General features: G+C 61.2%; 16 protein-coding genes and 1 tRNA gene. 11 read left to right on the top strand and 6 right to left on the bottom strand.

Going from position 1 to position 17,850, the window contains the following annotated elements:
* Positions 1-259: hypothetical protein (locus ABMC88_RS07025; RefSeq protein ID WP_349576125.1), on the bottom strand; the 259-nt coding region annotated here is incomplete at its 3' end.
* Positions 260-438: 179 nt separating this feature from the next.
* Positions 439-528, bottom strand: a tRNA-Ser gene (locus ABMC88_RS07020).
* A 256-nt stretch (positions 529-784) separates the two neighbouring features.
* On the opposite strand from ABMC88_RS07020, the gene ABMC88_RS07015 reads away from it, so the two are divergent.
* The 7 genes from ABMC88_RS07015 (at position 785) to ABMC88_RS06985 (ending at position 7,270) form a co-directional block, all read left to right on the top strand.
* The gene (locus ABMC88_RS07015; RefSeq protein WP_439655578.1) at positions 785-1,615 is read left to right on the top strand and encodes an SPOR domain-containing protein; all 831 of its coding nucleotides are present in this window, start codon (positions 785-787) and stop codon (positions 1,613-1,615) included.
* Between the two features lie 18 nt (positions 1,616-1,633).
* On the top strand, positions 1,634-2,794 hold the full coding sequence (locus tag ABMC88_RS07010; RefSeq protein WP_349576123.1) for a D-alanyl-D-alanine carboxypeptidase family protein: 1,161 nt from the start codon (positions 1,634-1,636) through the stop codon (positions 2,792-2,794).
* Positions 2,791-3,426 (top strand): dTMP kinase, encoded by a 636-nt coding sequence (gene tmk, locus ABMC88_RS07005; RefSeq protein ID WP_349576122.1) that lies wholly within the window; start codon positions 2,791-2,793, stop codon positions 3,424-3,426. The genes ABMC88_RS07010 and tmk overlap by 4 nt, the downstream gene beginning before the upstream one ends.
* Before the next feature lie 102 nt (positions 3,427-3,528).
* Positions 3,529-4,674, top strand: a complete 1,146-nt coding sequence (locus tag ABMC88_RS07000; RefSeq protein WP_349576121.1) for a DNA polymerase III subunit delta' — start codon at positions 3,529-3,531, stop codon at positions 4,672-4,674.
* Between the two features lie 17 nt (positions 4,675-4,691).
* A complete protein-coding gene (locus ABMC88_RS06995; RefSeq protein WP_349576120.1) occupies positions 4,692-5,498 on the top strand; it encodes a TatD family hydrolase in 807 nt (268 codons plus the stop codon).
* Complete coding sequence (locus tag ABMC88_RS06990) at positions 5,495-6,298, top strand: MBL fold metallo-hydrolase (RefSeq protein ID WP_349576119.1); 804 nt, start codon at positions 5,495-5,497, stop codon at positions 6,296-6,298. Before ABMC88_RS06995 ends, ABMC88_RS06990 begins: the two co-directional genes overlap by 4 nt.
* Positions 6,299-6,340: 42 nt before the next feature.
* Complete coding sequence (locus tag ABMC88_RS06985; RefSeq protein ID WP_349576118.1) at positions 6,341-7,270, top strand: AEC family transporter; 930 nt, start codon at positions 6,341-6,343, stop codon at positions 7,268-7,270.
* Here the strand turns inward: ABMC88_RS06985 and ABMC88_RS06980 are convergent.
* The gene (locus ABMC88_RS06980) at positions 7,267-7,944 is read right to left on the bottom strand and encodes a 6-phosphogluconolactonase (protein WP_349576117.1); all 678 of its coding nucleotides are present in this window, start codon (positions 7,942-7,944) and stop codon (positions 7,267-7,269) included. The genes ABMC88_RS06985 and ABMC88_RS06980 overlap by 4 nt on opposite strands.
* An 88-nt stretch (positions 7,945-8,032) precedes the next feature.
* The gene (locus ABMC88_RS06975; protein ID WP_349576116.1) at positions 8,033-8,881 is read right to left on the bottom strand and encodes an NAD-dependent epimerase/dehydratase family protein; all 849 of its coding nucleotides are present in this window, start codon (positions 8,879-8,881) and stop codon (positions 8,033-8,035) included.
* A gap of 162 nt (positions 8,882-9,043) precedes the next feature.
* Between ABMC88_RS06975 and ABMC88_RS06970 the strand changes: the two genes are divergently transcribed.
* The 4 genes from ABMC88_RS06970 to ABMC88_RS06955 are packed head-to-tail and all read left to right on the top strand — an operon-like array spanning position 9,044 to position 13,114.
* Positions 9,044-9,973 (top strand): SMP-30/gluconolactonase/LRE family protein, encoded by a 930-nt coding sequence (locus ABMC88_RS06970; protein ID WP_349576115.1) that lies wholly within the window; start codon positions 9,044-9,046, stop codon positions 9,971-9,973.
* Positions 9,974-9,996: 23 nt separating this feature from the next.
* A complete protein-coding gene (locus tag ABMC88_RS06965) occupies positions 9,997-11,010 on the top strand; it encodes a catalase (protein ID WP_349576114.1) in 1,014 nt (337 codons plus the stop codon).
* Positions 11,007-11,723 carry a hypothetical protein gene (locus tag ABMC88_RS06960; RefSeq protein WP_349576113.1) on the top strand — a complete coding sequence of 239 codons (717 nt, stop codon included), beginning with the start codon at positions 11,007-11,009 and terminating at the stop codon, positions 11,721-11,723. Before ABMC88_RS06965 ends, ABMC88_RS06960 begins: the two co-directional genes overlap by 4 nt.
* Positions 11,720-13,114 carry a Dyp-type peroxidase gene (locus ABMC88_RS06955; RefSeq protein WP_349576112.1) on the top strand — a complete coding sequence of 465 codons (1,395 nt, stop codon included), beginning with the start codon at positions 11,720-11,722 and terminating at the stop codon, positions 13,112-13,114. The genes ABMC88_RS06960 and ABMC88_RS06955 overlap by 4 nt, the downstream gene beginning before the upstream one ends.
* On the opposite strand, the gene ABMC88_RS06950 is transcribed toward ABMC88_RS06955, so the two are convergent.
* Together ABMC88_RS06950 and ABMC88_RS06945 are read right to left on the bottom strand one after the other, a co-directional pair.
* Complete coding sequence (locus tag ABMC88_RS06950) at positions 13,111-16,308, bottom strand: ATP-binding protein (protein WP_349576111.1); 3,198 nt, start codon at positions 16,306-16,308, stop codon at positions 13,111-13,113. The two genes, ABMC88_RS06955 and ABMC88_RS06950, sit on opposite strands and share 4 nt — an antisense overlap.
* A 134-nt stretch (positions 16,309-16,442) precedes the next feature.
* On the bottom strand, positions 16,443-17,735 hold the full coding sequence (locus ABMC88_RS06945; RefSeq protein ID WP_349576110.1) for a hypothetical protein: 1,293 nt from the start codon (positions 17,733-17,735) through the stop codon (positions 16,443-16,445).
* Between the last annotated feature and the right edge of the window lie 115 nt (positions 17,736-17,850).

Genomic DNA, 17,850 nt, shown 5'->3' with positions numbered 1-17,850 from the left:
CCCGGGATAGATAATGACAAGAAAATTCGCTTACGTCGTCCACAAGATCACTTTTCCCAACGGCAAGATCTACATCGGCAAGGATATAGGCAAGGACGGTCACACGATCCGATACTTTGGAAGCTGAAACCATGCCCGCGTCGAAGCTGACTTTACCAAAGACGAACTGAGAGACTTCACCATCCGCCGCGAAATCCTGTTTGAGGGAAACGACAAGATTGAGGTTGGACAAAGAGAAATGGCTTTGATCGTTGAGCAAGGATCGAATGATCCGGAACGCGGCTATAATACTGTGCCTAAATTCCGCCCCCTGCCAAAAGCCACTTGAACAGATCAGGCGTCCAAGCAGTTCCAGTACGCAAAGGGGTATCAGGTGGCGGATCGGGGAAGTAAAACCCCAACATATACCAAACAAAACATACGCTTAAGCGAGATTACTGGCGGAGGCTCAGGGATTCGAACCCTGGGGACGCTTCCACGCCCGTCGGTTTTCAAGACCGGTGCATTCGACCACTCTGCCAAACCTCCGCAGTGGGCGCTTACTAGAACGGTCGAAATGATTCTGCAATCGGGCAAAATTCACGCGGCGGTGGGGAAATTTGCCGATGGGGGCGGCGCTCTCTTGTCGGGCGGGGGGATCGCGGGATAGAGTGGCGCAAAGGCTCCGCAAAGGGGCCGTATGGTGTGCCGCCTCAAAAAGCACATCCACAGGCAAGGACGAGGGAATATGGGCAGTCGTATCAATCAGTTACACAAATTCCAGCATGCAACGCGATGGCGCGGCATGCGCAGGGCGGTTGTCCCATTTGTGATCGTCGGCGCCTTGGCTGCCTGCGACGAGCAAGGGCAATTCGCGTTTCCGACCGCTGGTGCAAAAAAATCCAGCGTCCAAGCGGCAGCCCCCAGCGGCCCCACGATCGAGCGTGACGTCGAAGCGCCCGAGGTGTTTTCGGTCACGGGTAACGGGCTTTGGGACGGACGGCCCAGCCTTGGCGGTGTCTGGGTAGCTCACCCCGACGTCACCGACCCCGAGCGTGTGATTATCCGCAACCAGACCAATGGCAAATTCGTCGTCGGTGCCCTTTTCCGTCGCGAGCGTGACATTCCCGGCCCCAGCTTGCAAATCTCGTCCGATGCGGCAGAGGAACTGGGCATTCTGGCCGGTGCGCCCGCAAAGCTGAACGTGACGGCCTTGCGCAAAGTTCAGGAAGCACAGGCCGCGCCTGCCGCTGCGGCTCCTGCGGATACCGGCGTGCCGCCGGCCCCCGACGTGACGGCAGAACCGCTTGATCCTGTTGCTTCAGCAGCGGGGGCCGCGATTGCTACAGCGAAACCCACGCCGCCGCCTGCCCCGCCGAAACCGGCCGCGCAGCCATCCAGCCTGTCAAAGCCCTTCATCCAGATCGGTATTTTCAGCATCGAAGCCAATGCCAACCGTGCCGCCAAACAAATGCGCGGGGCGGGCCTTGCGCCGACGATCAAGAAAAGCACAATCAACGGCAAAACATTCTGGCGCGTTGTTGTCGGCCCCGCCGCCACCAGTGCAGAACGCAGCAGGATCCTGTCGACCATCAAATCGGAAGGCTTCACTGATGCCTATGCCGTTTCCAGCTAACATCTAGAGGTGTCACACATGCGCGGATTGAAAACCACACTCGGGGCGCTTGCCCTGCTTGTCTCCAGCGTGAGCGCGCATGCTTTCGATACCCGCGCCACAGCCGCCTATGTGGCGGATTATCAAAGCGGTACGGTCTTGATGACGAAGAACGCCGATCAGCCGTTGCCGCCTGCGTCCATGTCCAAACTGATGACGCTCTATATGGCGTTCGAAGCGATTGAGAACGGCATTCTGGATCTGGACCAGCAATTGCCCGTCTCTGCCGCAGCCCAGGCCTACGGCGGCTCAACGATGTTTTTGAAAGCGGGTGAGCGGGTCAAGGTCGAAGATCTGATCCGCGGGATCATCGTGCTCTCGGGCAATGACGCCTGCGTTGTGATCGCCGAAGCGCTGGCAGGCACGGAAAGCAAATTCGCACGGCAGATGACAATGCGTGCGCAACAGTTGGGCATGACAAATTCGACCTTCTCGAACTCGAACGGTTGGCCGAAGGCAGGCCACCGCATGTCGATGCGCGATCTAGGGCTGATTGCGACAAAGCTGATCAAGGACTACCCACAATATTACCCTATGTTTTCGCAAAAAGAGTTTCTCTTTGACCCAAAAGAATCCGCGAACCGGTTGAATAGAAACCCGCTTTTGGGCCTTGGCATCGGTGCGGACGGGTTGAAGACCGGCCACACACAAGAGGCGGGATACGGCCTTGTCGGCTCGGCCAAGCAGGGAGACCGGCGGATCATTTTTGTCCTCTCGGGACTAACATCTGCGCAGGCCCGCGCCCGCGAGGCAGAGGCCGTGACCAATTGGGCATTCCGCCAATTCGCGCAAACCTCGCTTGGCGATGCAGGCACGAAAATCGCGCAGGCCGATGTGTCTATTGGCGCAGAAACGACCGTTGGGCTGGAGCTGGCTGAGGATGTCTCGATGCTGCTGCCCGTGAACCCGATTGAGCCGCTGAAAACCGAAGTTGTCTATGACGGTCCCGTCAAAGCGCCTATTCGCAAAGGCGACCAGATCGGAGAGCTGATCATCAGCCCAGAGGGCCTGCCCGAAAAACGTGTGGCGCTGCTAGCCGATCGCGATGTGGCCCCGCACGGGTTTGTAAGCCGCGTGGTTGCCGCCGCCCAACACGTGATTGCCCGCATCAACGCAGGCCCCGCGCCTGAGGCTTCGTGAGCAACAGCGGCCTTTTCATCAGCTTTGAAGGCATCGACGGCTCGGGCAAATCCACCCAGGTGATGCGGCTGGCTGATCATTTGCGTGATCAAGGCCACGATGTTGTCCTCACCCGAGAGCCGGGCGGCTCTGACGGGGCCGAGGAAATCCGTGCGCTGGTGCTGCAAGGCGATCCTGACCGCTGGTCGGCCGAGACGGAAATCCTGCTGTTCACCGCTGCACGCCGCGACCATCTGGAGCGGTTGATCCGCCCTGCCCTTGCCGCGGGGAAGATCGTGATTTGTGATCGCTTTGCCGATAGCACGCGGATGTATCAGGGCCTCAGCCGTGGCGATCTGCGCGGCACGGTCGACACGCTGCATGATCTGATGATCGGGGTAGAGCCCGACGTGACGATTCTGATTGATATGGACCCTGTCGAGGGGCTCAAACGCGCCAAAGGCCGCCAAGGCACCGAAGAGCGGTTCGAGGATTTTGGCGCCGATTTGCAAGCCGCCATGCGGGCGGGGTTTCTGGACCTTGCCGCACAGTTCAGCGACCGCTTTCGCGTGATTGACGGTGCGCAAGCTATGGACGCGGTCACCGCCGACATCCGCACGGCGGTAGCCCAAGCCCTGACAGCGCGGCACTAACCGTTTTCTTACAATGAAAACGACCGGAATTTTTGAAAAATTCCGCCCCGCGCCAAACTGCACACCATTCCAAACCCAACCAATCCCCGATACACCCGACGCATGAGCGACGATACCCCTCCCCAGCCCGAGCGCCTGACCGGTGCGCCACATCCGCGTGACACGCCTGTTTTGATTGGCCAAGACGCCGCAAAGGCCGCGTTTCTGGACGCCTTCAACTCGGGCAAGATGCACCATGCGTGGATGCTGACCGGACCGCGTGGCGTGGGCAAAGCCACATTTGCTTGGGCCATTGCACGTTTTTTGCTGGCCACGCCTGCGCAGGACGGCAGCGATATGTTCGGCGAGACAAAGCCGGACACGCTGGACATTTCTCCTGACCATCCAATCGCCAAGCGGATCAGCGCGGGCGCCGAACCCGGTGTGCATCTGGTGCGTTTGGGCGGGCGTGGCAGCACGGAATCAGACCGCATCAAGAATTTCGCGGACAAGAAATACTCGGCCGTGATCCGTGTGGATGAAATCCGCGAGCTGAACAATTTCATCCACATGAGCGCCGCAGACGGCGGGCGGCGTGTCGTCATCGTGGACGATGCCGATCTGATGAACCCCAACGCCTCTAACGCCCTGCTCAAGATGCTAGAAGAGCCGCCCGCCCGCACTTATTTCATGCTGATCTCGCACCAGCCGTCGGGATTGCTGCCCACCATCCGCTCGCGCTGTCGCACGCTGGCGCTGCGTACGCTGGACGCGGGCGAAGTGGCCGCCGCGATGGATCAGGCGCAGGTGCAGGCCGCCAATACAGACGCGCTTGCCGCGCTGTCGGGCGGCTCTGTCGGCGGGGCGATGCGGCTGTCGCTGCTGGGCGGTGCCCCGCTTTATGCCGAGCTGATCGGCATTCTTGACACCCTGCCCCAGATGGACCGCCCCCGCGTGCTGAAACTGGCGGAACTGGCCGCTGCGCGGGGCGGGGAAGAGCGCCGCGATCTGATGTTTTTGCTGATCGACCTGATGCTTAGCCGATTGGCCCGCAGCGGTGCCTTGGGCCAGCCGCCCCAACCGCAGGCCGCCATGGGCGAGGCAGACGTGCTGATGCGCCTCAGCCCTACCCCGCACCACGCCCGCATCTGGGCCGACACAGCCGAGCAGATCAGCGCCCGCGCCCGCCACGGGATTGCGGTCAACCTTGACCCTGCTGCGCTGGTTCTAGATACCTTTTCACGAATGGCAAAAGCAGCCCCTCGCTAAGCGTTGGATGGACCCCCATGACAGATATACCACAGATCACCGATAGCCATTGCCATCTGGATTTCCCCGAACTCATCGCGGAACTGCCCGATGTGATCGCCCGCGCCCAAGAGGCAGGCGTGGCCCGCATGGTCACCATCTGCACCAAGCTCATAAACGAACCCGCCGTGCGCGCCATCGCCGAGACCCACGCACCCGTGTTCTATGCCGCAGGCACCCACCCGATGAGCGTCGCCTCGGAGCCGATGGCCACCGTAGATCAACTCATTGAAATCGCGCAACATCCCAAGATGGTCGGCATCGGCGAGACAGGGCTGGACTATCATTATACAGCCGAGAGCGCACAGGCGCAGCAAGAAAGCCTGCGCCTGCACATCACTGCTGCGCGTGAGACAGGTTTGCCGCTGATCATCCACAGCCGCGATGCGGATGCTGATATGGCCGAGATCCTGCGCGACGAGCACGCAAAGGGGGCCTATACCTGCGTGATGCACTGTTTCTCCTCCTCTGCCGAACTGGGCCGCGCCGCCCTTGATCTGGGCTTCTACCTAAGCATGTCGGGCATCACCGCTTTCCCCAAAAGCAGCGATTTGCGCGACATCTTTGCCGCCGCCCCGCTGGAGCGTATTCTGGTCGAGACAGACAGCCCCTACCTCGCCCCGCCGCCGCACCGTGGCAAACGCAACGAGCCTGCGTTCACAGCCCACACAGCCCGCCGCGCGGCTGAGACTTTCGGCATCGACTACGCCACATTCGCTGCACACTCCGAGGCGAATTTCGAGCGGCTGTTTACCAAAGCCGCAGCATACGGTGCCACGTTATGAGCGACATGATGCGCGTGACCATCCTTGGCTGTGGCTCCTCTGGTGGGGTGCCGCGTCTGGGCGGTGTCTGGGGTGCCTGCGACCCGACGGAGCCGCGCAATGCGCGCAGGCGGTGTTCGGCGCTGGTTGAGCGGGTGACAGAGGCTGGCACGACATCGGTGCTGATCGACACCTCGCCCGACATGCGTGCGCAGCTGCTGGACGCGGGTGTGGGACGGCTGGATGGGGTGCTTTATACCCACGCCCACGCGGACCATGTGCACGGCATGGATGACTTGCGCATGATCGTGATCAACATGCGGGCGCGGCTTCCTGTCTGGGCTGATGCACCGACGCACGCCGCGCTGATGGACCGCTTCGGCTATGCCTTTATCCAGCCCGAAGGCTCGATGTATCCGCCCATCCTCGAAATGAACCTGATGGAAGGGGACGTGACCATTGACGGCCCCGGCGGGCCGCTGGTGTTTGCGCCCTTCACTGTGCCACACGGCGGTATGGATGCGCTGGGATTTCGGGTGAACGACGTGGCCTATCTACCTGATGTCGCAAGTATTCCCGATGACATCTGGCCCAAACTCGAAGGTTTGCGCTGCTGGATTGTGGACGCGTTGCGCCGCGAGCCGCACCCGACCCATAGCCACCTGTCGCAAACCCTTGACTGGATTGCCAAAATGGCGCCCGAGCAAGCGGTGCTGACCAACATGCACACCGACCTCGATTATGCCACGGTTGAGGGTGAAACGCCCGACCATATCCATGCCGCCTTTGACGGGATGCAGCTTGAATTCGACCTGACATGACACTTAACGCGCCACATAAAGAATGCCGCTTAGGCATTTGATATGCAAACACTTCTTGATGTAATCCTACCCGTCTTCCTTGTCATTGGATCAGGTTATCTGGCCGTTTGGCGCGGGCTGTTTCCCGTGGCCGGCGTGGACGGCGTTTTGCGTTTTGCACAAAGCTTTGCAGTGCCTTGCCTGCTGTTCCAAGCGATCTCGACCCTTGATCTGGGGGCCGCTTTCGACGCCCGCCTGTTGATCAGCTTTTACTGCGGGGCCTCCGTGTGTTTCGCCCTCGGCATGGTCGGCGCACGTGTCCTGTTCAAACGCGACTGGGAGGATTGCGTGGCCATCGGCTTTTGCTGTCTGTTCTCGAACTCGGTCCTTCTGGGTCTACCGATTTCCGAGCGTGCCTACGGCGCGGATGCATTGTCGGGGAACTATATGATCATCGCCATGCACTCGCCCTTTTGCTACGGGCTGGGCATCACGGTGATGGAGATTGTGCGCAACCGTGGCAAGGCGCGGGGCGATACGGTGCGTGCCATAACCAGTGCGATGTTTCACAACCCGTTGGTGATTGCGATTGCGCTGGGATTTGCCGTGAACCTTGGCGGCATCGGCCTGCCCTTGGTGGTGAATGATGCGCTGTCGCTGATCGTGCGGGCGGCCCTGCCTGCTGCGTTGTTTGCGCTGGGTGGTGTGCTGATTCAATACCGCCCCGAAGGCGATATGAAGGCTATCGCAATGGTCTGCTGCATCACCTTGCTGCTGCATCCTGCCATCGTGTGGACCATGGGCACAGGGCTGGGCGTGCCGCAGGACCTGTTCCGTGCAGGCGTGTTGACGGCCGCCATGGCGCCGGGCTTCAACGCCTATATCTTTGCCAATATGTACGGGCGCGGCAAACGGGTCGCCGCCTCCTCGGTGCTGATCTCGACGGCGGCGTCGATCGTGACGGTCTGGATCTGGCTTGAGGTGCTGTCCTAGACCCGCAGCACCACCGCCTGCGGCATCCGCAACACGGCCGCCACAGGCAACTCGTTCGGGTCCGCATCCGCCGCCATCGACAATTCCAGCTGCGCCACTTTGGTGGCGTTATTGGCCAGCATCAGGATGACCTTGCATTGCGCAATCGCCCCCAGACCCAGCGTCAGGCGCGGGGCGACATTGGGCGCGGTTTCCGGCACGGCTGCGGTGAAAATCTCTGGATCGCGTGCCTCGATCCGGCGGGGGAAGATGGACGCCGTATGCGAGTCGTCGCCCACGCCCAGAAAGGCCACCGCAGGCGGCCAGGCCATGCGATCAATCTCGCTGTTCCAAGTGGCGACCGCGATGTCGGGATCAAGGTCGCTACCAAAGCTCATGTAATGGCACGGAATACCTGCATCCGCGAACAGCCCGCGCAACATCCCTTCGGTCGAGGCGGGGTCATCCACAGGGACCAAGCGTTCGTCGCTGGCCAGCGTGTCAACGCGGGCCCAGTCGATGTCGGTCCGCGCCAGAACCAGCGGCAGGATGCTGCGCGGGGTGCGCCCGCCTGGAACCACCCATGACACACGGTCCTGTGTCGCGGCACAGGCCGCTGCCAAGGCATCGCCCATAATCTGCGCCGCCGCAGCGCCCAGCGCATCCGTATCGGGGAGGGTTCTAATATCTACCATCGTGCTACCTTTGCCGCCTGCGCCCGCATCAGGCGCCATAAATGTTACCGCTCACATTATGGCAAGCGGCCCTCAAGGGCAACGGGACTTAGGCCCGCAGCGCCTGCCATTGCGCAACCATCGCGGTGGCGGTGCTGTCTGAGGGCACAAAGGGGTGCAAGACTGCCAGCCTGTTGCAATTCAGCGTGATATACTGCGCGCCTGTGTCCGCCTTTGCGGCCATCGTGACAGGCACGCCTGCCGCCTGCGCCAGTGCGCCCATCTCTAACGGCTCAGGTGCCCCGATGTTGAGCACCTGCGGCAGCGCCCCCTCTGCATGGATCAATGTGCCGATCACCTGCGCAAACGTCTGCGGCCCGATATATGATCGCAAAGGGGTGCCGCCATTGGGGAACTGGTCAAGGCGCAGCGCCTCCCCCTCTTGCAAGACGGCGGCGTTCAAGAGCAGCGCATCTGCGCCAGCGACATTGCCGATCCGCATCAGGCACAGCTCGATCCCCAGTGTTTCGGCCAACGGGATGCAAGCCAACTCCATCTCCAGCTTGCTTTTGCCGTAGTCATTGACGGGGCGTGGCTCGGCGTCCTCATCAAAGGGTGCATCGCTGTGCAGCCCGTAGACAGCCGAGGTCGAGGCCAGCAGCACCCGCCCCACGCCCATCTGAGCCGCCGCGTGCAGCGCCGCCACCCCGATGGAGGTGTTGAGTGCAAAATCAGCACCCGCACGCGGCACCACACCCGACAGGACAACCATCACATCAAATGGCCCTGCGGCGATCACCGCATCATTGGGCGGATTTTGCATATCCCACAGCAGCCCCGCACCGCTGCGGGTTTGGTATGCAAACGTGGTCGGCATGTGCAGGGGCCCACGCCGCCAACTGCGGCGCAGCATCGTGCCAACGCGGCCACTGCCGCCCAAGACCAGAACCTTTGTCATCGCCCCCCCTTTTGCGTTTGCACTGACATATCGCAGCGAGACGCGGCGGTCTATCGCCGCGCGGGAAAGTCTTGCCAAGCGCCACAAAAGGTTAAAGGCTGGAATTATTGTTAACAGGCGGATCTTTATTCCCACCGCCACTGCTTTTTCCAGGAGCACCCTATGACCCTGACCCTTGATGTTGTGGCCACCGGCCTCGGATTTCCCGAAGGCCCCGTAATCATGAACGACGGTGCGCTGTTGTTTGTCGATATTGAAAAGCAAACCTTGTCGCGCCTCTGTCCCTCTGGCGAGGTTGATGTGGTGGCCAGCCTTGGTGGCGGCCCCAACGGCGTAGCGATCGGGCCCGATGGGGCTGCCTATGTCTGCAACAACGGCGCCGCCTACGGCTTTGTGCAAATGCCTTACGGCGGCAAGACCGTGACAGTGCCCAGCCCCGAGCGGCCCGACTTTCACGGGGGCTGCATCCAGCGGGTCGATTTGGAAACGGGGGCGGTGTCCGTGCTTTATGATGCCTGTAACGGCAAAAAGCTGCTGGCGCCTGATGACATCGTCTTTGATGCAAGCGGCGGGTTCTGGTTCACCGAAACGGGGATACAGGACGACGACACGCTGCAAAAGGGCGGCGTTTACTATTGCACCACCGACGGCACCTCGATCACCAAAGTCGCGACGATTGATATGGCCAATGGCATTGGCCTGTCGCCAGATGGCAAGGTTGTCTATGTGGCCGACACGATCTTCGGGCGGCTTTGGGCGCTGGATATTGTGGGGCCGGGTCAGGTCAAACCCGGCCCGATGCCGGGAATGCCGGGGCGCGTGATCCAAACGTTGCCGGGCTATCAGTGGGTCGACAGCCTCAAGGTTGAGGCGGATGGCAAGATTTGCGTCGGCACGATCTTTAATGGCGGCATCACCGTCTTTGACCCCGATGGCACGACCGAGCATGTGACGGTGCCTGATCTGTTCACCACCAACTTGTGCTTTGGTGGCGCGGATATGCGCGATGTGTGGATCACCGCCTCCAGCAGCGGCACGATTTACAAGGCACGCTGGCCGCGGGCGGGGCTGCCGATGGCCTTTACGGCATGACGCAGCACCAAGGGGGGAAAGACATGGATATCGCGGAAGAGCTTGTCGACACGCTTTACCGCCCCGACGGCAGCCGCGCATTGCGGCCCGTGCACAGCATTGGCATCGCGGCAACGGGGCATTTCACCGCCTCGGACGTGGCGCATGATTATTGCACAGCAGCGCATTTTTCAGGCGATGAAGTGCCCGTGAACCTGCGGTTCTCCAACGGGTCGGGCTGCGCGGTCGCGCATGACGGCTGGTCGGATGTGCGCGGCATGGCCACGCGGTTCCACCTGCCCGACGGCTCTGCCACCGATCTGGTTGCGATGACCCTGCCCGAGTTTTTTGCCCCCACGCCCGAGACGTTTCTGGAATTCGCCAAAGAGGCGCAGCCGGTGCCCGTGGTGCGCCAGACCCCGTGGCAAAAGTTCAAATCCATGCTGGCCCTCACGCCGCCCCTGCCCAACCCCTATCCCGGCGAAACGATCAGCCCCGACCCCGGCGCGATCCGTTTTGCCGACAAACACAAATACGCGCAGTTGGCGGTCTGGCAGGCGGCCAACATCGGCGCACCACAAAGCTATGCGCGGGCGTCCTATCATGCGGTGCATACGTTTGTGGTGACGGGCGCGGATGGCACCAAACGCTGGGTGCGCTTTACCTGGCAGCCCGTCGCAGGCGTGCTGAACACCAACCCCTTGGCACCCCCTGTGGACCGCTATCTGCAAAAGGAGCTGCGCGAGCGGCTGGACCACGCGCCTGCGCGGTTCTCGCTGATGATGGTGATCGGCGAGGTGGGAGATCCCTTCAACGACAGCACCAAACCGTGGCCGCCCCACCGCAGGCGCATCAGCATGGGCGAGCTGACGCTGACCCATGTGCCCGATAACCAAGAGGCAGAGAGCGAAAAGATGAGCTTTAACCCCTGCTTGCTGACAGACGGGATTGCGCTGTCGGATGATCCCGTGCTGCGCATCCGCAAAGAGGTCTACGAGACATCCAGCAAATGGCGCGGGGCCACGCCCTGCCCCTTTGGCAAAGGAGCGGCCTCATGAGTACCCAAGAAAGCTGGCTTGGCAAATTTGTTGACAGCCTGCCTCAACGCGGCTGGTTCAAGTTTTTGTCGAAATACGTTGTGGTCCCCTATTGGGTTTGGCGCGATCCCAAACCCAAACTGGCAGGTGGGCCGCGCCCGTCACCGCAGCCCTCCGAGAATGTGCAGCGGATGATGAACCTGATTATGCCGCTGAAAGATGCATCGCCTGTCGGGCGGGCGCAGGCGACCCTCGCGATTGCCCAAAACGTGGACGAGATTTTCGACGGGCTTGATAATGTCGGCACCGTGCATTTTGCGCGTTTTCTGATTTTGGGCGACAACATCTGCATGATCTCGGTCTATGACGGGGATTTCAGCAATTATATCCGCGATTTCATCGAAACCATCGGGTCGGTCTTTGATGATGTGATCGCGCTGGTCGATGGCGGCGATGCGATGATCCCCACCAACCAGAATGTCGAGACCTTCATTGACTGGGTTCACGCCCATGATCTGTTCCAGGCGCCCGACTTTCCCACCGATCTGTTCGGCCTTCAGGACGCGGCCAGGGGGCTGGGGCCGGACGCGCCCGCGCATGAGCTGATGTCGCTCCCGCGTGAGCTGATCTTGCAGCTAAACGCCAATCCCAACATCTCGCTCGGGGGGGGCTACCGCGCCTATCCGGGCTTTTCCGCCGCCCAGGTGCGCGACAAATTCGGAGTAGGCTGGTGAACGATTTCCACCCCAAAGACCTGCAAGGCAACATCCTGCGTGGCTATCGCCGCCGTTTCGTGCGCTATCTCATGCTGGAAGTCACCGACCGCGCCGCCGCCCGCGCCTTCCTGAGCGTGGCGGTTGAGGGCGGCAGTACCGACATCCCCGCCATCAGGACCGAAGAGACGTGGAAGGTTAAGCCCGCGTCGAGCTTTAACATAGGCATCACACACACGGGCCTGCGTGCCTTGGGCGTGTCCCAAAAACATCTGGACAGCTTCCCGACCGAATTCATCCAAGGCATGGCCGCCCGCGCGCCCAAGCTGGGTGATTTTGGCGACAGCGCGCCCGACCAATGGCCCGCGCCCTTTGACACGCCTGACCGCGTGCATATCGTGGCCTCCATCTATGCCGACGCCCAAGAGGAACTGGACCACGTCGAGGCGCAAGTTGCCCCTGCCTTCAACATCATCGGGTTGCGCAACGGGCGCGGGCTGGAGGATGGAAGGGTCTTTTTCGGCTATAAGGACGGCATATCCCAACCCCGTTTCCCCGCCGCCCATGATCCCGCGATGGCAAAAGTGGACGAGCCTGCGGACCCGCTTGGCACTTTGTTGCTGGGCTATCCCACCTCGCTTGAGAACCTGCGGTTTGCGGTACCGACGCCTGCGCAACTGGGTCTGAACGGATCGTTCAACGCGTTTCGCGTGCTGTCGCAGGATGCGGCGGGATTCGAGCGGTACTTGGACACGGCAGCGCAGACGCTGCTGGCCCATAAGGACGTGAACCGCCTTCTGCCAAAAGGGGCAGAGGATAAGATCGGCAAGGACATGACCCGCGCCCAAGCCCTGCGCGAGGTTATCGCCGCGCAGATGTGCGGTCGCTGGCGCAACGGTGTGCCGTATGCCTTATCGCCCGATACCCCCCACCCCGACCCCGAAGTCTCGCTCACGAATTTTGATTACGGGCGCGAGACGCGCTGCCCTGCGGGGGCGCATATGCGCCGCGTTAATCCGCGTGGTGGCAAGATCGTGCAGCGCATCGCCAATTACACCCGCCGTCTGGTGCGGCGCGGCATGTCCTACGGGCCTGACTTTGACCCCGCCCGCCCCGACGATGCCGAGCGCGGATTGCTGGGCAATTTCATCGGGGCCAACCTTGGCGCACAGTTCGAGGCGGTGATGTGTGACTGGCTCAACCTTGGGCTACAATCGCCCGAGGTCACAGGCTCGAACGATCCGTTGATCGGTGCCAACGCCCCCGAGACAAGCTGGTTTGATCTGAAACTGGCGGATGGGGGTACAATCCGCCTGCGCAATTTCCCGCGCTTTGTGGTGACACGCGGCGGGGCCTATACTTTCCTGCCCAGCCTCCCCGCGATCCGCTATCTCGCGGCGCTCGAGGGTTAGGAGGAAGCGGGCAGTTCGGCCAGCGCCTCTTCGATCTTGGTCAGCATCGGCGACGGGCCGGCGGCCGAGACGATGCTTTGGGCGATGGTCAGATGGGTCCGCGCCAGCGCGTGCTTTTTGCGGACCTTATACATCATGCCAACGATCATTTCGGTCCGCCCGATATGGTGGCAGCCTTTGTCCCACAGTTTGTTTTGGCGCACTTTGTCGGCCAATGCGATAATCCGTTCGGGGCCGCGCAGCATCACCCCCGCCAAGGCGCGGAAGTTGCGCAGCATCACGCCCAATGATGCCTCGCCGTTGCCTGACAGGATTTCCAGATAAACCTCGGCCAGATAAAGGCGGTACCAGTCCGCTGCGTTCCGAAGGCCCATCGCATCGCATTGGGCAATCACCTCTTCGACCTGCGCCAGCCCTGCGCCGATACGCCCGTCCATCACATTGGCAATGCCCGCCATTACATCCGCCGTCACACGGTAAAGGCCAAGGCCACGCGCGTTGCACATGGCGGTAAAGCCCTGCAACTCCTCCGCCGCACCCGGCTTGCCCAGTGGCACCAGCGCGCCGTATTTCGAAATTTTCGCGATAGTGCGCTCAAACTCGGCACGGGATACGGACAGGGCGTGGTCGGAAATACCCAGCGCGGTTTCGTGGTCGTCGGTCGCCAGTGCCGTCAGCGCCGTCATTGCGGTGCCATAGCCAAGGGCGCGGGGGTCATTGGTGGCGCGGCCGACCTTTACCATCTCTTGCGCGGCGGTATGGGCCTGCACCACGCGCCCGCGGCTGACCGCGTTCCACCCCAGATTGGCCAGATAGAAGTTCTTGAGAAACGCATCATCCATCTGCGCCAGCAGCGCCTCCGCTTGCGCAGATTTGGCGTCGAAGGCATCGCTGTCCAGCGTGCCGCTGTAGCACGAGGTGGCAAGCTCGCTCACCAATGCGTAGGCGGTTGCCTCCGGGTCGTCCAACCGCGCGGCCATGGCGGTCAAATCCAGCTGGATCGCGGCGGCGGTGTTGATCTGGCCGCTGGACACTACGCAAGACACCAGATGGTGCAGGAAATGCACATGCGCACGGCTGTCGCCGATCCGGTCCAGATACGGGCGCATCTTGTCGGCCAGGGCGATGACCTTGTCCACATTCATCGACAGGTTACAGCACAGGGCATAATCCGCCAGAAAGGCCACAAACGCCGCATCACTGGCACAGGTCGGGTCACGTTCGTACATGGCGAGGCCGGAGGTGAAATAGGCGTCCGCCTCAACCAAAGAGAAGATGCCGAGGCTGCGTGCCCCTGCAAGGGCTGTGTATTTGAACGCCAGATCATCGCGGCCCGAACGGGCATAGTGATAGGCAAGCGTGTCGGCCTCTTGTGCGGCGTGCTGCGGGCCTGCGCGGGTTTCAATCGCCTGCCCTACGGCCAGATGCAATGCACGCGATTGCTCGGACAGCAGGCTTTGATAGACTGCATCGCGCAGCAGCACATGGCGAAAGATATACTCCGAGGTGTGCGCCTCCGGGGTGATGATGTCCTGAGCCTGCAAACGGGTCAGGGCCGCCTCGGCGTCCGCAGCGCTGCCCAGCACCAGTGCCAGCACCGATGGATCAAACCTGCGCCCCATCACCGCAGCGGCGTGCAGCGTATCGCGGTCTTGCGCGGGCAAGCGGTCAAATCGGGCGGCCAGCAGGTTTTGCATACTTGCAGGCAACGCGCCCTCTGCCGTTTCGCTGTGGAACAAGACGGTGCCGTCTTGCACGCTCAGCTCGCCGCGCTGGGTCAGATAGCTGATGATTTCCTCACCAAAAAGCGGATTGCCCCCTGCCCGTTCTGTCAGCTGCGCCACCAGATCGGCGGGCAGGTCTTCGACGCCCAGATGGCTTTGCGCCAGAAGCAAAATATCGTCGGCCTCCAACGGGGTCAGCGGCAGCTGCGTGACATTCGGACTGTCGAGCCATGTTGGCGCACGCTCTGGCCGTCTGGTGTAGACCACCAACAGATTGGCGCGGTCGGGGGCGCGGATCAGCTTTTCCAGCACGTCTTCGCTTGCGCCATCGATCCAGTGCAGATCCTCGATCCGCAGCACAACCAGACCCAGGCGGCAGCGCTCTTTTAACAAGGTGGCAAGCAGGTCGCGGGTCCGCAGACCGATCAAAACCCCGTCCATCCCGTCCAGCGCCCCGTCGGGCACAGGCAAGCCCAGAAGATTGAGCAGCAGCCCGTGGTTCTGGTCGGAATAGACATGCGCACGGTCCAGCCCCTCGCGCAGCTTTTGCGCCGCTTGCGCGCCCGTATCATGGCGCCGCACCCGATAAGCCGTGCGCAAGACTTCGAGGAAGGGAAAGAGGGGCGTGTTCCGGCTGTCGGCGGCACATTGCCCCGTCAGAACGGTGACGCCGTCATGGCCGATGCGCCGCAGAAACTCATGCACCAAACGGGTCTTTCCCAACCCCGGTTCGGCCACCAGATCAATCGCCGTGCTGTTAGTGGACGCCCGCGCCAACGCCGCATCCATCACGGCAAGCGCATCTTCGCGGCCAACATATTCCTTCAACCCTTGCGCCACCGAGGCATCAAACCGCGTCGCGCCCTCCAGCACCGACCGCAGGTGCCACAGCTTTTGGGTGTCGGCCATGCCTTTGATCTTATGGTCCGCGTCAAATTCTGTCTCGGTGCGCCAGCGGACCAGACGGCGGGTGGCATCGCACATCAGACACCCGCCCGCAGGGGCCAGCGCCTGAATCCGCGCCGCCAGATTGACCGTATTGCCCACCGCCGTCAGCTCGGACCCCGCGCCCTGCACAGGTGCCATCACCGCCAAACCGGAGGAGACCCCCACACGCATCTGCGGACGCAGGCCGAATTCGGCCTCGAACAGATCACCATCCGCCGCGAACCTCTCGGCCACTGCCAAGGCGGCCCGACAACTGCGCAGGGCGGAATCCTCCAGTGTTTCGGGGATGCCGAAGACCGCCATTACGCTGTCGCCCGCAAAGCTGCGCACCGCACCGCCCTGCGCCACAATCGCATCCGTCAGCCGTTGGTAAATCATACGGGTAAGGGCCAGCGACTTGTCCTCGCCCAATGCCTCAACCGTGGCGGTATAGCCCACCATATCGGCGAACAATACGCTGACCTGTCGCCGTTCACCCGCATGCAGTGCGGGGCGGTGATTAATTGAGTGCAGATCATCCATTGCGGCGAAGTTAGCCTACCTAACACGCATAGGTATAGCACTCTGCGCACAAGGACCCCTTTTTTCTTGATTTTTCTCGTATTGCGTGTATTTTGCGCGCAAGTTAACGCGGCGCTGCCGAACTGACACGGGTGTCAGTTGCATTCTTGCTGTTCTGCCAATGCGCGGGCCAGTTTCATCCAGATGCCGCCCTTGCCGACGATGTCTTCGGGGGCACCCAATGCGATTTCCTCCAACATTCTGGCGTAGAAATTCGCGAACTCTGCCTCGAATGTCTCCCTGTCGGTCCCATCGTCTACCGCTGGTCCCTCGCGCAGATAAAGCTCTAGCTTGCCATCGCTGCGCCAGCGTGCGCCACCAAAGAAGGTTGCGGCCTTCCCGTGCCATGCCAGCGTCCCTGCGCCCGCGCCAATATCCAAAGAACATCCCAAGATATCAACGGGGATACGGTCGCCACCGTCCCCTCCGTCAGGGAAAATCCTGACAAGGTGCTGGTCGCGCTTGATCATCTTGACCGCTTTCATGAAATTCATCGCGCCATTGCTTCGGGTCGACAACCGATGCATCAGCGGCTTGTCTCCCGTTTCGCTGTTTGCCGAGAACAGCAGCGATTTCATGCCCAATTTGCGGACAAACACGGCCCAGCCCGCTGCAGCACCAGCGTGCGCATGCGCGAGGAGGACTGTCCGGCCTTTTTCCTTGGCCCGTGTCAGTGCCCCGGGTTCTGGCAACACAACCAGCGCCGAGCGTTGTTTGTGAAGTTCCTCAATCCGCGCAATCTGGTCACGCGACATAGGATCATCTGTTATTTTCCGGGCATTAATCAACGACGTGATAAACTTGAAGTAGTTGCGCGTATGGGCACCCCAATACAGTTTTTTGCGAAATGTCGCCGCTTCTACACCGGACAAACCACGCTGGGCGATCAGCGCATCTGCAAAACGTGCGGTTCTGAGGTCGGGACAGTCGCGATCATAAAAGCTCTCCATCACTTCTACCAATGGCGCGTCAAGCGATCCATATTCGCCATAATCCGAAATCGTCCAGACGTCGGGGCGGCGCGCTTTCATTTCCGAAACGAGTGCGTCAAGTTCCGGCGCAGAAGCGTGACGGCTTTCGATTTCTTGCCAATGCGCCCGCAAGCGTACGCTATCTCTCTCGTGGTCCAGAGAACGAATGAAAATACGGCTCAACGGCAAATCGGCGGGGACCGCTTGCCACAACTCCAACAAGGCTTCGTCCTCACGGGCCGCGGCCAACCTTTGCGCGGCACCGCGGAAAACAGCGTTTCGATGGCTTATTCGGTTCTTGTAAAACTCAAGCGGTTTACCGCGCGCCTCAAAGCTCGCCTCGACGGCTGCGCGAATTTTTTCCAAAGATGCGGCACCGGTCAACTCCAGCAAAAGAGCATCACATATATCCGACATTCTGCTCTCCCCTGAGCCTTTAGTATTCCAGCGCAAATCTACCCTGCATGGGGAATGAAATCCAGCAAACGATCGCCTAATTCCGCGCATTATGCGGCTATGAATACGAAATTCA

Source organism: Sulfitobacter aquimarinus (genome assembly GCF_040149565.1).
In the GTDB taxonomy this organism is placed as follows: Bacteria; Pseudomonadota; Alphaproteobacteria; order Rhodobacterales; family Rhodobacteraceae; genus Sulfitobacter; species Sulfitobacter aquimarinus.
This window is presented reverse-complemented; position numbering and strand designations above follow the sequence as displayed.

Excerpts from the sequence above, each read along its gene's own strand:
- ABMC88_RS07015 (WP_439655578.1), top strand. The coding sequence starts at position 785 with ATGCGCAGGGCGGTTGTCCCATTTGTGATCGTCGGCGCCTTGGCTGCC.
- ABMC88_RS07010 (WP_349576123.1), top strand. The coding sequence starts at position 1,634 with ATGCGCGGATTGAAAACCACACTCGGGGCGCTTGCCCTGCTTGTCTCC.
- ABMC88_RS07000 (WP_349576121.1), top strand. The coding sequence starts at position 3,529 with ATGAGCGACGATACCCCTCCCCAGCCCGAGCGCCTGACCGGTGCGCCA.
- ABMC88_RS06995 (WP_349576120.1), top strand. The coding sequence starts at position 4,692 with ATGACAGATATACCACAGATCACCGATAGCCATTGCCATCTGGATTTC.
- ABMC88_RS06990 (WP_349576119.1), top strand. The coding sequence starts at position 5,495 with ATGAGCGACATGATGCGCGTGACCATCCTTGGCTGTGGCTCCTCTGGT.
- ABMC88_RS06985 (WP_349576118.1), top strand. The coding sequence starts at position 6,341 with ATGCAAACACTTCTTGATGTAATCCTACCCGTCTTCCTTGTCATTGGA.
- ABMC88_RS06980 (WP_349576117.1), bottom strand. The coding sequence starts at position 7,944 with ATGGTAGATATTAGAACCCTCCCCGATACGGATGCGCTGGGCGCTGCG.
- ABMC88_RS06975 (WP_349576116.1), bottom strand. The coding sequence starts at position 8,881 with ATGACAAAGGTTCTGGTCTTGGGCGGCAGTGGCCGCGTTGGCACGATG.
- ABMC88_RS06970 (WP_349576115.1), top strand. The coding sequence starts at position 9,044 with ATGACCCTGACCCTTGATGTTGTGGCCACCGGCCTCGGATTTCCCGAA.
- ABMC88_RS06965 (WP_349576114.1), top strand. The coding sequence starts at position 9,997 with ATGGATATCGCGGAAGAGCTTGTCGACACGCTTTACCGCCCCGACGGC.
- ABMC88_RS06960 (WP_349576113.1), top strand. The coding sequence starts at position 11,007 with ATGAGTACCCAAGAAAGCTGGCTTGGCAAATTTGTTGACAGCCTGCCT.
- ABMC88_RS06950 (WP_349576111.1), bottom strand. The coding sequence starts at position 16,308 with ATGGATGATCTGCACTCAATTAATCACCGCCCCGCACTGCATGCGGGT.
- ABMC88_RS06945 (WP_349576110.1), bottom strand. The coding sequence starts at position 17,735 with ATGTCGGATATATGTGATGCTCTTTTGCTGGAGTTGACCGGTGCCGCA.